Origin of the sequence: Corynebacterium sp. TAE3-ERU30, from assembly GCF_019209925.1 — a bacterium.
GTDB classification, from domain to species: Bacteria; Actinomycetota; Actinomycetes; order Mycobacteriales; family Mycobacteriaceae; genus Corynebacterium; species Corynebacterium megadyptis.
In genome coordinates, this window is sequence record NZ_JAHUTO010000003.1 from 253962 (window position 1) to 268033 (window position 14072).

Annotated in this window: 14 protein-coding genes; 7 read left to right on the top strand and 7 right to left on the bottom strand. The window is 64.8% G+C overall.

Annotated elements, in window-relative coordinates; genetic code table 11:
• Nucleotides 1-190: 190 nt before the first annotated feature.
• The 3 genes from KR227_RS07150 to serS all read right to left on the bottom strand — a co-directional run bounded on the left by KR227_RS07150 (nt 191) and on the right by serS (nt 3288).
• Nucleotides 191-1057, bottom strand: coding sequence for an HAD family hydrolase (locus tag KR227_RS07150; RefSeq protein ID WP_255549187.1), 867 nt, complete (start codon nt 1055-1057; stop codon nt 191-193).
• The gene (locus tag KR227_RS07155; protein WP_218364659.1) at nt 1054-1965 is read right to left on the bottom strand and encodes a 1-acyl-sn-glycerol-3-phosphate acyltransferase; all 912 of its coding nucleotides are present in this window, start codon (nt 1963-1965) and stop codon (nt 1054-1056) included. Before KR227_RS07155 ends, KR227_RS07150 begins: the two co-directional genes overlap by 4 nt.
• Nucleotides 1966-2028: 63 nt before the next feature.
• The gene (gene serS / locus KR227_RS07160) at nt 2029-3288 is read right to left on the bottom strand and encodes a serine--tRNA ligase (protein ID WP_218364660.1); all 1260 of its coding nucleotides are present in this window, start codon (nt 3286-3288) and stop codon (nt 2029-2031) included.
• Nucleotides 3289-3403: 115 nt separating this feature from the next.
• Here serS and KR227_RS07165 point away from each other — a divergent pair, with 115 nt between their 5' ends.
• From KR227_RS07165 to KR227_RS07175, 3 genes are all read left to right on the top strand, one after another.
• Nucleotides 3404-4147, top strand: coding sequence for a GntR family transcriptional regulator (locus KR227_RS07165; protein WP_218364661.1), 744 nt, complete (start codon nt 3404-3406; stop codon nt 4145-4147).
• A gap of 110 nt (nt 4148-4257) precedes the next feature.
• The gene (locus tag KR227_RS07170) at nt 4258-5271 is read left to right on the top strand and encodes a septum formation family protein (RefSeq protein WP_218364662.1); all 1014 of its coding nucleotides are present in this window, start codon (nt 4258-4260) and stop codon (nt 5269-5271) included.
• Between the two features lie 10 nt (nt 5272-5281).
• A complete protein-coding gene (locus tag KR227_RS07175) occupies nt 5282-5629 on the top strand; it encodes a metallopeptidase family protein (RefSeq protein ID WP_218364663.1) in 348 nt (115 codons plus the stop codon).
• 30 nt (nt 5630-5659) lie between these two features.
• On the opposite strand, the gene KR227_RS07180 is transcribed toward KR227_RS07175, so the two are convergent.
• Nucleotides 5660-6340: a histidine phosphatase family protein gene (locus tag KR227_RS07180; RefSeq protein ID WP_218364664.1), complete on the bottom strand. Its 681-nt coding sequence runs from the start codon at nt 6338-6340 to the stop codon at nt 5660-5662.
• Entirely contained in the window at nt 6337-7263 is a 927-nt protein-coding gene (pheA, locus tag KR227_RS07185; protein ID WP_218364667.1) for a prephenate dehydratase, read from the bottom strand. Before pheA ends, KR227_RS07180 begins: the two co-directional genes overlap by 4 nt.
• Before the next feature lie 83 nt (nt 7264-7346).
• Between pheA and KR227_RS07190 the strand changes: the two genes are divergently transcribed.
• The 4 genes from KR227_RS07190 to KR227_RS07205 all read left to right on the top strand — a co-directional run bounded on the left by KR227_RS07190 (nt 7347) and on the right by KR227_RS07205 (nt 12180).
• Nucleotides 7347-8549, top strand: coding sequence for an amidase (locus tag KR227_RS07190; protein ID WP_218364668.1), 1203 nt, complete (start codon nt 7347-7349; stop codon nt 8547-8549).
• Nucleotides 8546-9259 carry a CPBP family intramembrane glutamic endopeptidase gene (locus KR227_RS07195; RefSeq protein WP_218364669.1) on the top strand — a complete coding sequence of 238 codons (714 nt, stop codon included), beginning with the start codon at nt 8546-8548 and terminating at the stop codon, nt 9257-9259. Before KR227_RS07190 ends, KR227_RS07195 begins: the two co-directional genes overlap by 4 nt.
• Nucleotides 9260-9277: 18 nt before the next feature.
• Nucleotides 9278-10675 (top strand): LCP family protein, encoded by a 1398-nt coding sequence (locus KR227_RS07200; RefSeq protein WP_218364670.1) that lies wholly within the window; start codon nt 9278-9280, stop codon nt 10673-10675.
• A gap of 113 nt (nt 10676-10788) precedes the next feature.
• Nucleotides 10789-12180, top strand: a complete 1392-nt coding sequence (locus KR227_RS07205) for an HNH endonuclease signature motif containing protein (protein ID WP_218364672.1) — start codon at nt 10789-10791, stop codon at nt 12178-12180.
• Nucleotides 12181-12239: 59 nt separating this feature from the next.
• Here KR227_RS07205 and KR227_RS07210 read toward each other — a convergent pair whose 3' ends face one another.
• Both KR227_RS07210 and KR227_RS07215 read right to left on the bottom strand, forming a co-directional pair.
• Nucleotides 12240-13154 (bottom strand): DUF5926 family protein, encoded by a 915-nt coding sequence (locus KR227_RS07210; RefSeq protein WP_218364673.1) that lies wholly within the window; start codon nt 13152-13154, stop codon nt 12240-12242.
• 55 nt (nt 13155-13209) lie between these two features.
• On the bottom strand, nt 13210-13935 hold the full coding sequence (locus KR227_RS07215) for a glycerophosphodiester phosphodiesterase family protein (RefSeq protein ID WP_218364674.1): 726 nt from the start codon (nt 13933-13935) through the stop codon (nt 13210-13212).
• Between the last annotated feature and the right edge of the window lie 137 nt (nt 13936-14072).

Genomic DNA, 14072 nt, shown 5'->3' on the forward strand with positions numbered 1-14072 from the left:
GCCCAGCTCACCGCGAAGCGCTGGCCTCGGCCAGTACTCTGACCGCCCCCTCCGCACCGTCGGATGGGGCGGTTTCTGCGCTGCAGCCCGGCCGTCGCCGCCCGACGCAGCGCAGCCCTAGAACAGCCGCCCCAGACACAGCACAGCCCCCACCTGCCGGTATTGGCGGTGGGGGCTACGCGGTGGCGCGTTAGGATTCGGGGAAGAGCGGCTCCAGCACGTCGGCGATCGCGCCTTCGTTGTTATCGCCAATGGTCTCATCGGCGGCGTCGCGGACAGCCTGGGCGGCGTTGCCCATGGCATAGGAGCGGCCCGACCAGCGGAGCATCTCGCAGTCATTAGGCATATCGCCAAAGCTCATCACGTCGGCGGCGTCGACGCCGTAGTAGTTGGCCACCTGCGCCAATCCGACCGCCTTGTTCACGTCCGGGGCGCACACTTCCACCAAGCCGCCGGACATGGAAAAGGTCACGTGCGCCATCTCTGCGGGAATGCGGTCACGCAGCAGGTCGGCGATCTTCTCGGAGCTAAGATGCTCGCTGCGCACCAGCAGTTTCACTGCGGAGCTGCCGAAGAGCTCCTTATGCTCTTCCACCCCGTACTCCTGCGACTCCCAGGCGTGGGAATAATCCGGTGCCACCGCAAAGAGCTCATGGGTGGGGTCGAAGGCGGAGCGCCCGGCGCGCTCGACGGCGAAATGTACCCCGCCCAGCGGTTCCAGCACCTCGGTGGCGATGCGGGCGACTGTCCGCTGAGTCTCCGGTTTTAGCGTGGCGCTATGAATGATCCTGTCTTGTGCGGAGTCATAGACGATGGCGCCATTGGCGCATACGCACAGCGGATTAATTCCTAGCTGCTCGAGGATGGGGAAGATCCAGCGCGGCGGCCGGCCGGTGGCGAGCACCACCTTCGTTCCTTCGTGCACGGCCTGCTGAAGCACACTCACCACGCGGGGTGGGATGCGCTCGGCGTCGTCGATGAGGGTACCGTCCACGTCGGTGGCGATGAGCAGCGGTCGCGCAAACATGCCATCCGTGGGCGAAGGTGACGAGGTCATCGTTTTTTCTCTTTCATTTTCTTAGCGGCTTTCGCCTGTGCCTGCTCGGCCTTGCGAGCTTGTTTCGCTTGTCGACGCTCTTTCTCCGCCTGATCCAATAGGTCAGCCCGCTCCTGGGTTGGTGCAGAGCCCCCGATGCTCGCGGGCAGCCACGGCTCATCCCCGGCGAAGGGGCCAAACTCCTCGGCATAGTCGCGGCGCACCTCGGCCAGCATCTCGCTCATGCGATCGCGCAGCCGAGCGGTGACCTCCTCGGGGCTGCCCTCAGTGGAAATCGGCTCGCCGACGCGCACCCACAGCGGCAGGTGCTTGCGGCCAAGATTCTTCGGCAAATCCTTGGTCCAGAAGCGCTGGGAACCCCATACGACCAGCGGAATGAGGGGCACCTCGGAACGCTGCGCGATGCGGGCCGCCCCCGTTTTGAACTCCTTGAGATCGAAGGAGCGAGAGATCGTGCCCTCCGGGAAAATGCCCACCAAGTGGCCGTCGCTGCAGTGCTGTACTGCGGCCTCGAAGGCGTCGTGGCCGGCCTCGCGGTCCACGGGCACGTGCTTCATCGCGCGCATCACCCAGCCCACCGGGAAGGGGGCGGAGAAAATCTCCTTTTTGGTCATAAACCGCACCAGCCGCCGGCCCCGCAGGTAGGCGGGGACGCCGGCAAAGATGAAGTCCATGTAGCCGGTGTGATTCACCGCGATCACCGCCGCGCCATCGGCAGGAATATTCTCGGTGCCCTCCACCACGGCGCGGATCCCTTGGAATTTCATCACCAGCCGTGCCACGGCGATACCGATGCGATACACCGGCTCCTTCAGCTCAGCGTGGTGTGATGCGCTGATGACCGGCTCGGAAGTGGGCACGAGGAATCCAGAGGTCTTCCGGAAACGCTGGTTGTTTTTTCTCCACATTGACGGTGTCCTCTTATGGGGTCCTGATCGGCCTAGGGGGCAGCCGAGAGTTGGCGGTCGGGGCTAGCTTTGGGGCTCCAGCACATCCACGCCCACATAGGGGCGCAGCTGCTCCGGCACCACCACGGAGCCGTCCTTGCGCTGGTGATTCTCCAACAGGGCCGCCAGCCAGCGGGTGGTGGCGAGGGTGCCATTGAGGGTGGCGCACACCTGGGCGCGGCCCTGCTCATCACGGTAGCGGGTCTGCAGGCGACGGGCTTGGAAGGTGGTGCAGTTGGAGGTGGAGGTGAGCTCGCGGTAGGTATTTTGGGTGGGAATCCAGGCCTCGGTGTCGAACTTGCGGGCCGCAGACTGACCCAAATCGCCGCCGGCGATGTCGATCACGCGATAGGGAACCTCGATGGCGGAGAGCATATCGCGTTCCATATTCAGCAGGTTCTGGTGCTCCTGCTCCGCATCCTCGGGCTTGGCGTAGACGAACATCTCCAGCTTGTTGAACTGGTGGACGCGGATAATGCCGCGGGTGTCCTTGCCATAGGAGCCAGCTTCACGACGGAAACAGCTGGACCAGCCCGCGTATTTCTTGGGCCCATCGCTGAGGTCGATGATCTCGTCCTTGTGGTAGCCAGCCAAGGCCACCTCCGAGGTGCCCACGAGATAGAGGTCATCGGCGGGGAGATAGTAGATTTCATCGGAGTGCTCGCCGAGGAAGCCGGTGCCGGCCATCACGTCGGGGCGCACCAGCACCGGCGGCACCATGAGCTTAAAGCCGTGCTCCATCGCCTTCTTGGCGGCAAGGTTCATCAGGCCGAGCTCCAGCAGGGCGCCGTAGCCGGTGAGGTAATAGAAGCGGGCGCCCGAGACCTTCACGCCGCGCTCCATATCGAGCAGGCCGAGGCTCTCGCCGAGCTCGGCGTGATCCTTGGGCTCGAAATCCAGCTCGGACGGGGTACCCACATAGTCCACCTCGACGAAGTCCTCTTCGCCGCCGGCGGGGGCGCCCTCCACCACGTTGGAGAGCTTCATCTGTAGTTCGTGCACCTCAGATTCGGCCGCCTTTTGCTCCGCATCGGCTGCCTTAACCTTGGCCTTGAGCTCATTAGACCCCTCGAGCAGGGCCGGGCGGGCCTCGGGGGCGGCTTGGCCAATCTTCTTCGCGAAGGCCTTCTGCTCACTGCGCAGAGCATCCGCGTCGACAATGGCGGAACGGCGGCGCTCATCGGCCGCGAGGAGGGCGTCGACAAGCGCAGGATCGTCCCCGCGGTTCAGCTGGGACTGGCGAACGACATCTGGGTTTTCACGCAAGAACTTTAGATCAATCACATTCATCAGCCTACCGCGCAGCGGGCCAAAAATGGGACTGTCTCCACCCCAGCGCGTGGCAGAGGATACATCCATTGGCCCGCTCCGGTTATCACCAGTTCGCTAGTATGGAGGTATGTCCCCGTCCCCGTCTTTTCCCGCGCGCCCGCTCGCCGACACCGGCAAGCCCAAGCATGCCCAGCTGCGGGAAGTTCTCGAGGACATCTGCACCCACGAGCTCAAGCCCGGAGATATGCTGCCCGGCGAGCGCATCCTTGAAGATACCTTTGGTGTTTCTCGCATCACCGTGCGCCGCGCTATTGGTGACCTCGTGGCTAGCGGCAAGCTCAAACGCGCTCGGGGCAAAGGCACCTTCGTCGCCCCCAACCCGCTGATCAATCGCCTGCATTTGGCGTCCTTCTCCTCCGAAATGGAAGCCCAGCAGCTCACCGCCAGCTCGAAAATCCTGGCCTCTGCCTGGGCGCCCGCCCCGCCGGAGGTGGCGAAGTTCTTCGGCACCGATCCCAGCACCCCGCACACCCACTTGGTGCGGCTGCGGCTGGGCAATGGCGAGCCTTATGCCATCGACGATGGCTGGTATAACTCCCGCTACGCCCCCACGCTGTTAGAAACCGACGTATATAAGTCGGTCTACGCCATCTTGGATCGCGACTATGGGGTGGCCATCACCGATGCGGAACAAACAGCCACCGCCATCAACGCCAGCCCCGATGATGCCGAGCTGCTGGGGCTTCGCCCCCTCGACGCGCTCCTCGCCGTGACGCGGGTCTCCAGCTCGAACGATAAGCCCGTGGAGTGGTGCCGCTCGCTCTACCACCCGGATCGTTTTAGCCTCAAGACCCACGTGCAGCGGGCCTAGCGCTCCACTACGCCCAGACGCCCAGCGCGAGCGGGTCACGCTGCGGCTGCTGCTGTGCACGGGGCTTTATGCCACGCCACTTACAGCCGGAGAAAAGGGAAGCCGCTAGCATGGGGGACGTGAATTCGACGACTACACCCACCTGGCGCAGCGCCACCGCGCTGCGGATCTGCGCAATCGCCGCCCTCGCCGGCGGTGTGGCGATTGGCAGCTTCGACATGGTCAGAGAATCCCAAACACCCGCGGAAACCCCGGACGCCTCCCCCACGACCTCCACGGTTAAAGAGGTGGCGCCGTTTACCACCGCCGACGCCGGCTCCTGCGTGACATGGTCCTTTACCTCCGCAGGTGAGGTCGCTGACTTCGAACAAACCGACTGCGCTAGCCCGCACCGCTTCGAGGTCACCGCCCGCGAAGACCTGGCCGCCTACCCCTCCTCCGAGTTCGGCCCCGACGCCCCCGCCCCGGACCTCACCCGGCAGGCGCAGCTGCGCGAGGAGCTCTGCCAGCAGCCCACTATCAGCTATCTCAACGGCACCTATGATCCGCGCGGCCGTTATTCCATCGCGCCGGTGCTTCCCCCGCCCAGCGCCTGGGAGGCCGGCGATCGCACCATGCTGTGCGGTCTGCAATCCACCGACCCCAATGGCGTGCCGCTGGAGACCACCGGCAAGGTGGCCGATCAGGACCAGGCCCGCGTCTATGAGGCCGGCACCTGCGTGAGCATCGACGCCGCCAATGTGCCCCACACCGTCAGCTGCGATACCGACCACGTTCTCGAGGTCACTCGCGTGGTGAACCTCACCGAGTTCTTCCCAGACTCCGTGCCCACCGAGGAGCAGCAAAATCAAGAACTCAACCGCGTCTGCACCCAGGCCGCGGAGGATTTCTTGGGCAGCGAGGAGAATCTCTACCAGTCCACGCTGCAGCCTTTCTGGACCACGCTCTCCGCCGATGCATGGCAGGGCGGTTCGAAGTCTGTGAATTGCTCGCTGATCAAGGCCCGCGAGGATGGTGGTTTCTCCACGTTGAAGGGCACCGCCACCGGCCCCTTCACCATCGATGGCGCGGCCCCGCCGCCGCAGCCGGAGCGCAATCCGCTGCGCGAGGACCTCCCCCGTTAAGGACGCCACCATGGTTGCCATCAGCGATGAACGCTTCGAAGAACTCGTAGACGAAGGCCTGGACCTCGTCCCCGAGAAGCTCTTGAACCATCTCACCAATGTGGTGATCCAGATCGAGGACCGCCATCCCCGATCCCCCGGCGTCCTCGGGCTCTACGAAGGCGTGGCCCTAACCGAACGCACCAATGAATTCAGCGGTTTTTTGCCGGACACCATCACCATCTACCGCGAATCCCTCAAGGATTATTGCGCGAGCGAAAGTGAGCTCGTCGAACAGGTGCGGATCACCGTGATACACGAGATCGCGCACTATTTCGGCATTGACGACGCTCGGCTGCACGAGCTCGGCTGGGGCTAAAACCCACCCGAGCTACCAGGGCTCAGTGTTTTAGGCCTTGCCGAGCTCCTCCACCGGAGTATCTGACCAGTGGGTCAGGGTCCAACTACCGAAAAGCTGCCCGCGGGGTTCCAGCACAATCAGTCCGCAATTCTCGAGGCGGTGATCCCGCGCGAACTCCGGCTCCAGCCCACAGGCATGGCTGGCAACCGTGCGGCTGATAGCGCCGTGATTGACCAGCACCGCATCGCGGCCAGCATCCACGTGCTCGTTGAGCATCTCAACCAGCACCGGCAGATAGCGGCTGAGGATCGCGCGCAGCGACTCCCCTCCCGGCAGCGCCGCTTGCTCGCCGCAGAGGCGACGGTAGAAATAGTCGAGGTAGAGCGCGGCATCCTCGGGATCCGTGCTGCCCTCGAGGTCGCCGGCACTGATCTCGTGGACTCCTTCGCGCACCAGCACTCGACCCAGCGCGCGGCCGCTGCTGTCGCGGAAGCGTTCAGCGGCGCGCATCGCGGTTTGCTGGGCGCGGATCGCCAGCCCGCAATAGATCTGCCCGAGGTGCTCGCCGCTGAACTCGACGAGCTTATCCCCCAGCGCATAGGCCTGCTGCTGGCCCTGCTCGGTGAGCTCGGCTCCCGGCGGGAAGGTATCGAGCACACGGTTTTTATTGGCGTAGGTCTCGCCGTGGCGAGCCAAAATAATACGACCCTGGCGGGAGGTGGCACTCATCGCTGACCTTCTTTCATTCGGGCCACCCACGCGGTGGCGGCGTCACGTTCAGGGGTGTTGCTGGGTTGCTCCGGCGGGGCGGAATTATGTGGCCACGAGCCGAGATAGTGCAAGGACTCGCAGCGCATATGCAATGCCCGCAGCGCTTCGGCCACGATGGCGTCGTCGATATGCCCCACCAGGTCGGCGTGGAAGCGGTAGGTGCCCAGCCCAGTGCGGGTGGGGCGGGACTCGATGCGGGTGAGGTCCACGCCGCGAAGCGAGAATTCCGTCAGCGCCCCCACCAGGCTGCCGGGCACATTCGGCAGGGTGAACACCACGGAGGTGCGATCATTTCCCGTCCGCGGAGTCGGTATGCCTGCCGGGCCCACCACCACGAACTGGGTGCGCGCCCCCGGCACATCGGCCACATCGCTGGCCACCACCTGCAAGCCCCACAGCTCGGCGGCGGCTTCCGGGGCGGCTGCATAATCGGCGTCGCCGCGGGCCACGGCTTCCGCCGCGGCGGCATTGGAGGAGGCGGGAATGAATTCAACCTCGCCCAGCAGGCGCTGCGCCGAGAGTTTCACCTGCTGCCACGCCACGGGGTGGGTGCTCAATCGCGGCGGGGTGGACGTAGGCGCGGCGTCGCCCCGCATGAATGCGAAGGAGATATCGAGGGCGAACTCGTGATAAATCTGTACCCCCTCGGCGGCGGCGAGGGCATCGAAGGTGGGGGTGACGGCCCCATCCACCGAGTTTTCGATGGCCACGCAGGCATAGTCAGCCCGGTCTTGGACGACCGCGTCGAGGGCCTCCGCCGGCGAGGACACCGGCAGCCCCGTCACATCGTCTGCGTCAAAGCAGCCGCGCTTGGCGAATGCCTGCATCGCCATCTCCGTGAACGTGCCGCGCGGACCGAGAAAAGCCACCGTAGTACTCATGATCTTTGAGTGTAGCGGCTCACTGGCACACAAACACGGGCTCCCTTTCCCCCGCCACCAGTAGCGGTCTACCATCAACATTCATGCCGCATCCCGCCCCGTCAATCGATGCCCAGCTCGCCCGCATTCACCGCGAGCTGGCGGCGCTCACCCCCGCCGAGCACGGGGTGGTGCACGATGCCACCACCCAGCCCGTGGCCCCTACCGGGCATGGCCACCTCGACGGCATGGTGCTCTTCGTCAAAGATCTCTCCGATGTGGCGGGCATGCCCACGAGTTATGGTTCGATACATCGCCGCCACATTCCGCGCAGCCATGATCACGTCAATGAATGGCTGCTGAAGCAGGGCGCCACCATCGCCGGCAAAAGCGCCACCTCGGAGATGGGGATGACCGCCTATACCGAGCCCGTTGGTCAGCCCGCCATCCGCAACCCGCTGTGGCCTGGGCGCACTCCCGGTGGTTCCTCCGGCGGTGCGGCAGCCCTGGTGGCGCGCGGCATCGTCGACGTCGCCCACGCCTCCGATGGCGGCGGCTCCATCCGAGTGCCCGCCGCGGCATGCGGGCTGGTGGGCTTCAAACCGCCGCACACGCCCGGCGAGGGCCGGCTCACCGCCCAAGGCTTCCTCACCACCAGTGTGCGCCGCGCCGCTGCTCTCCACGGCTTTCGCCCCCACCCCCGCCGCCTGCGCATTGCGGTGCTCCGCGCCCCGCTGCACGGTGACGGGGAGGTCGATCCGATCATGCTCTCTGCGCTTGCCGACGCCACTAAGCAGCTCCGTGCCCACGGGCACGAGATCATCCCCGTGGACCCCGCCTACGGCCCAGAGCCCTTCGCCGCCTTCCAAACCCTGATGTGGCACAAGTCGAGCCGCATTCCTGGCCCCGCCTCCCCGATCGTGGAGTACATGCGCGAGCGGGGTCGCGACCTCGCCCCGGGGGCGCTCGAGGAGGCGCTGCGCACCCTCGCCGCTCTCGACCGGCATGTGCGCTACGCCTGGCCCTGTGAGCTGCTGCTCACCCCCACCTTGGCCTATGATCCCCCGCCGATCGGCACCTTCAGCTCCTTAGAGCCCCAAGACGATTTCGACGAACAGACCCGCTGGACCCCGTGGGGCAGCCTCTTCAATATCACTGGCCGCGCCGCCATCTCTGTGCCCTGGTCCCTGCCTGGGCGCCCGCCCGTGGGACTCCACCTGGGCTGTATCCACACCGGCCCCGCCGAGCTGCTCGGGGTGGCCGAACAGCTCGAAGCTGCGGGCGCGCCGAAAGGAGAAGAGGCATGATTCTGGCGGAAATCCTGGTGGTTCTTCTCATCACCTTTGGTGCCTCGGGGCTACGCTCCGCCCTGCGGCTGACCGATGCGTTGCTCGCGCCCGAGGCGCTCAATAAACAAAGCACCACGCTCAACGCCCCACAGTCCTCGGCGCCGTGGCTGGATCTGGGGTTGCAGCTGATCTCGGCCGCCGTGCTCTGCGGCTGGGGCCTGTTAGTGGTCTATCTGCTCGCCCGCGACCGTATCTTTCTGCAGCGCCCGCGCCCGCGCGATGGGCTGAGCGGGGCCGTTCTGGCCGCACTGATCGGTATTCCGGGACTTGGGCTGTACGTGCTGGCCTTGCACGCCGGCTGGACCAAAGAAGTGGTGGTATCCGCCTATGACGCGGGGCTGTGGGCAGGCCTGATCCTGCTGCTCTGGAGCTTCGCCAATGCCTTCGCCGAAGAAACCGTGGTGGTGTGGTGGCTGAGCACCCGGCTGGCGCAGCTGCGCTGGGCGCCGGTGGCGATCATCGGCGCGTCCGCAGTGCTGCGCGGCTCCTATCACCTGTATCAGGGGCTCAGCGCCGGGGCGGGCAATATTGTGATGGGCGTGGTCTTTGCAGCCTTCTACTGGAAGTTCCGGCGGGTGTGGCCACTGGTATTCGCCCATTTTTTCATCGACGCCGTGGCTTTTTTGGGCTACCAATTCCTCGATGTATCAAGGCTTGGATTGTCTTAGGCATTAAAGTATCCAGACATGGACGATTTCGCGAGAGACAAAGACGGCCGTATCCTGCGCGATCACTACGGTCGTCCCGTCAGGCGGCGCCCGCAATCGCCCCGTGCGGGGGACTCTCCCGCTTCTCGACGCAATCCTCAGTCTTCTCGCGACCCGCAGCCGCGGCGTGAACCTCGGCGGGAGCCCCGCCGGGAGCCGCGGCGAGAACCGCGCCGAGAACCGCGCCGTGATCGCTCAATCAACCGGCCCCAGCCCGAGCATCGGGCATCGGACTACCGGCCGCAGCGCCACCGGCGCAGCGAAGAATCCTTGGGGCGGCACCGCCAGCCCAGCTACGAGGAGCAGCGCCAGGCTTACTATCGCGAGCACCCCGAGGCGGCACGCTCAGCGCAGCAGCGGCCCCGCCAGTACTACGCCCCCGTCCCGGAGCCAGTGCACCCTGCGCCGCAGCAGCCGCTCCAGCCGCAGCCTGCCGCTGCACCCCGGCGCCGCGCCCCATGGCGGGGCATGCGCCGACCCCGCATGGGCTGTTTCTCCATGTTTCGCTGGGCGCTGGCAATCATCGTCACCATCGCGGTGGTGGGCATGTTGTGGGCCGACACCAAATTCGAGCGGGTCGAGGCCATGCCCGCCCAGCAGATCGGTAATACCAGCGGCTCGAACTGGCTGCTGGTGGGCTCCGATTCCCGCGAGGGTCTCACTCCAGAGCAGAACCAGGAGCTGATGACCGGCGGGGATGTGGGAGGTAACCGCACCGACACGATCATGATCTTGCACGTGCCCCTCTTCGGCAAGCCCACGCTGCTGTCTCTCCCGCGCGATAGCTATGTGGAGATTCCTGGCTATGGCATGAACAAGATCAATGCTGCTTTTTCCTTCGGCGGCCCGCCACTGCTCATCGAGACCGTCGAGCAGAGCACGGGGCTGAAGATCGATCACTACGCCGAGGTCGGCTTCGGCGGCTTCGCCCACGCGGTCGATGCTGTGGGCGGGGTGGAGCTCTGCGTGGATGAGCCCATCCACGATGACGTGATCAACTTCCACATGGAGGCTGGCTGCCAGAAATTCGATGGCGCCCAGGCGTTGAGCTTCGTGCGCACCCGATCCACTGCGCAGGGAGATATTGACCGCGCGGCCCGCCAGCGGCAGTTCCTTGGCGCCCTCGCCAAGAAGGTGGCCTCCCCCACCACCTTCCTCAACCCCTTCCGGTCTATCCCGCTGGTCAACGGGGTAGCCGGCTCACTCACGGTGGACTCGAGCGACCACACCTGGGATCTTTTGTGGGCGGCACTGCACATGGCCGGCGGTTTCAACACCGAGGTCGCCCCCGTGGGCGGCATGGACTATGTGGATGTCGGCTCGGTTGTGCTGTGGGACGAAACCCAGGCGGAGCAACTCTTTAGCTCCCTTCGCTAGCCCAGCTGTGCATAACCCTTCACCGGCCGCGAGTTATGCACAGCCCGCGCAGCGGGCATGGTCTGTCCTGTTTTAGTGTGTGCCGCACACGCTCATTCAGGAAGGAGGCCCCCATGACCGCTATCGACCAAGTACAGCAGCTTGTTGACCGCATCGGCGAAGATCTCGCCCAGCTCGTGGCGCTCTACGACGTCGATACCGGCGGGTTCACCTCTCTGGGGGCCACTCTCCCGCAGCTGGCGGAACTCGAGGAACATATGGCGCTCAAGGCGCACCTCGATGTGCTGATCGCGCACCTCGCCAGCACGGAAGATCTCATGGACGTGGCGGGTACCTCCAAGCCGCGCCGTATTCTCAAGGAACGTCTCGGCTGGTCTAATTCTCGCGCCAACTCCACCATCGGCCAGGCCCGCTGCCTCTACGGAAAGCTCAAGGACGAGCCGGATGAGACGCTGACTGAGGAGCAAAACGACATCAACCGCGGCGCCGCGGAGATGCTGCGCGGCCGCACCCGCAGGCAGCTGTGCGACTACCGGATCTCCGGTGATACCCGCACCGCGATAGATAAAGCCCTGCTCGGGCTGCGCACCGGCAGCGCGCTGCTACGCGAAACACTGCGCCAAAAGGCCGTGGACTATGCCCAGAACGCCAGCTGCGATGACACCAGGGCCTATGTTAAGCACTTGGTTAGCAACGCCAATAGCGAGCTCAGCCCCGAACCAGCCCGCGCCGAACGCAACCGCGCTTTCACCATCACCGAGGCGGATAACGACGGCGGCAGCCGCGTCTTCGGTTATCTGCCCGAGCGCATCACCGCCAAGCTGCGGGCATGGCTGGAGCCTTGCGTCGAGCGCACCGTCGATAAAGATGACCCGCGCACCACCCAGCAGCGCTACGCGGATGCACTCGACGCCGCCCTCGACCGCGGCGGCATCGGCACGGCCAGCATGGTGTTCTCGGTATCGGCCAAGGACTTCGATGACACCGATCTCGCCGCGGCAGGCATGCTCTTTCCCACCAACACCGGCAATGAGCTCACCGTCAACGACGTGCTCTCGCTCGCCCAAGCAAAATACGGCTTCGTGTGCGTCCACGATCCCCGCACCGGCCAGGTGCTGGATCTGCGAAGAACCACCAGATTGGCGAATATCTACCAGCGCCTCGCGCTATTCGCCTCCGAACTCGTGTGCTCCCACCCGGGATGCTCCGAGCCGGTGAGTCGCTGCGATATCCACCACATCACCTCGTGGAATGACGGTGGCCCCACCGACATAGCGAATCTCACGCTGCGCTGCCCCGAGCACCACAGCGACAACGATGACACCAAGCAGCATCCCATAAAGGAGCACGCTGCCCGCCACCCCAAGACCGGAGTGGTCGGCTCGGCAACCGCCGAGGACCCCGAAAACCCGATACCCAATACATCCACGGCAGCGGCACAATCGGCGGGCGCGAAAATACGCCGCCAAGCCTGGCCGCATTCACCACCAGACCCCGAACAATAGAAAAGGCCAGCTGGGAGTGATCCCCCAGCTGGCCGGTGCAGCCATGACTATCGCGCGTATTAGCGGATAGTGAGCTGCCGCGACTTGATGTTGTTGAGGGCCTTACGCTCCTCGGCGTTCAGCTGCGCATCATTGCTCAGCTCTGCCGAGATCAAGGAATTGAGCTCCTCCACAGCCGGAACGCACTCCTCCGGAGTGATCGTGGGATCGAGATCGAAGACCGGAACGGTGAGGCCGTGCGTGCGGAAGGCACCAGCGAACTTGGTGTCCTCGCCAAGGTGCAGCTTGCCGGCCGCCGCGATGCGGGCGAGGGCAGCGAGCAGCTTGTCCTCATTATCCTGGCGCACCCAACGGATGTGGGCCTTCTCGCCGGGATCCACCCACCACAGAGCACCGGGTACGTCTGCGTGTACTTCCTGGGAGGGAATGATGGTGTCATTGGCCATCTGCAGCATGCGTGCGGTCTGCTCATCGCCGGTCTGCCCCTCCGGCACCCACCAGTTGAAGGTATCGAAGGCCTGCACGTCGAGCTCGGCATCTGTGCTCAGCAGTGCGCTCAGCTCTGGCTGGGAGCCATCTTGGTTGCCGGGCGCCAAGGTAGCGCCGGGGGCGGCGTTGATGACCCAATTGAGGGCATAGGCCAAATCCTTGCCCTGGGTCTTGGTGCGGTGCTGGGTTTGCATCGCCACAAAAGCCTCGCCGCCAGCCTCCTCGTCGCGCACCAAAGCAGCGACGGCTCCCGGCAGCACGGTGCAGATGTAGACCTCGCGGTCAGTTCCAGCAACGTCCACCTTGGCGTATGCGGAGGGGATGAACTCCTGCAGCGCCACCAGCTGCGGCTCGGCAGCGAGCCCCTCGAAGGGGCGGGTTTCGCCCATCAGCGCGGCGCGCTCAGCGGCACGTGCGGCGAGTTTGGCCTGCTTGCGGCTCATGCCCTCAGGCAGATTCTCACGATTCTTCTTCTTTTTGCCCATGGCACAAACATACCCGTTCGCCCCGGCGCGCCAGTTGTCTGCTCCCCGGTAGGTGTTAGACCCGCGGCCCATGGTCTACGACCTCGCGCGCCAGAGCGGGCACATTGGTGGCCAACCACTGCACTCCATTGTCGCGGCACACCGCCATCTCCTCGGGGTTGTCCACGGTCCACACATAGCTCGCCGGCGGCAGGGTGCCATTGGTGATGTGCTCGCGGGCTTTACGCATAGCGAGACCAACCGAGGTGGGGTGAATCGTCTGCTCGCGAATGCGGTGATACCAGGCGTTGGGTTCGTTGCGCAGGTAGATCCGGTCGAGCTCGGGGGCTAATTGCTGCATGCGGTTGATCGCGGATCCGGAAAAGGAGATCACGTGGATATAGGGATCTGCTTCGAGGCGGCGGTAACGGAGTGTTTTCACCAATTCCTCCTCCAGCATCCGGCCATAGCGCATGGGGTGTTTGCTCTCTATGAAGAGGTGCTTTCCGGGGTGATCCTCCATGATGTCAAGCAGTTCGTTGAGGGTGCAGGGCTCAGAGGGGGCCGCTGCGGTGCCGAAGTTGTACCGGCGTAGCTGTTCTACTGTCTGGGTGGATACTCGGCCGCTGCCATCAGAGACACGATCCACGATGGGATCGTGGATACATACCAGCTCACCGCAGCGGGCCAGACGGATATCGCATTCCACCCCGTCCGCGCCCTGCACAAACGCCTCGGTGAAGGCTGTTGCGGTGAGCTCCGGATAGTCGGCGGATGCGCCGCGGTGCGCGATCACATACATTTTCTCGCTGCCTCCTGTATCAGTATCGCCCCGTGCTCGGGCGGCGGATCGTGTCGCCAGCTTTAGGATACGGGGCGCAGACGCAAAGCACCGGCCATGCCCCGTGCACCCAGTTCAGGTGCGGGACAGGCCGGTGG

What these genes read in the sequence shown, in the direction of transcription:
- KR227_RS07210 (WP_218364673.1), bottom strand. Translation starts at nt 13,154, where the DNA reads ATGGGCAAAAAGAAGAAGAATCGTGAGAATCTGCCTGAGGGCATGAGC.
- KR227_RS07190 (WP_218364668.1), top strand. Translation starts at nt 7,347, where the DNA reads ATGCCGCATCCCGCCCCGTCAATCGATGCCCAGCTCGCCCGCATTCAC.
- KR227_RS07205 (WP_218364672.1), top strand. Translation starts at nt 10,789, where the DNA reads ATGACCGCTATCGACCAAGTACAGCAGCTTGTTGACCGCATCGGCGAA.
- KR227_RS07175 (WP_218364663.1), top strand. Translation starts at nt 5,282, where the DNA reads ATGGTTGCCATCAGCGATGAACGCTTCGAAGAACTCGTAGACGAAGGC.
- KR227_RS07170 (WP_218364662.1), top strand. Translation starts at nt 4,258, where the DNA reads ATGGGGGACGTGAATTCGACGACTACACCCACCTGGCGCAGCGCCACC.
- KR227_RS07215 (WP_218364674.1), bottom strand. Translation starts at nt 13,935, where the DNA reads ATGTATGTGATCGCGCACCGCGGCGCATCCGCCGACTATCCGGAGCTC.
- KR227_RS07155 (WP_218364659.1), bottom strand. Translation starts at nt 1,965, where the DNA reads ATGTGGAGAAAAAACAACCAGCGTTTCCGGAAGACCTCTGGATTCCTC.
- pheA (WP_218364667.1), bottom strand. Translation starts at nt 7,263, where the DNA reads ATGAGTACTACGGTGGCTTTTCTCGGTCCGCGCGGCACGTTCACGGAG.
- KR227_RS07195 (WP_218364669.1), top strand. Translation starts at nt 8,546, where the DNA reads ATGATTCTGGCGGAAATCCTGGTGGTTCTTCTCATCACCTTTGGTGCC.
- KR227_RS07180 (WP_218364664.1), bottom strand. Translation starts at nt 6,340, where the DNA reads ATGAGTGCCACCTCCCGCCAGGGTCGTATTATTTTGGCTCGCCACGGC.
- KR227_RS07165 (WP_218364661.1), top strand. Translation starts at nt 3,404, where the DNA reads ATGTCCCCGTCCCCGTCTTTTCCCGCGCGCCCGCTCGCCGACACCGGC.
- KR227_RS07150 (WP_255549187.1), bottom strand. Translation starts at nt 1,057, where the DNA reads ATGACCTCGTCACCTTCGCCCACGGATGGCATGTTTGCGCGACCGCTG.
- KR227_RS07200 (WP_218364670.1), top strand. Translation starts at nt 9,278, where the DNA reads ATGGACGATTTCGCGAGAGACAAAGACGGCCGTATCCTGCGCGATCAC.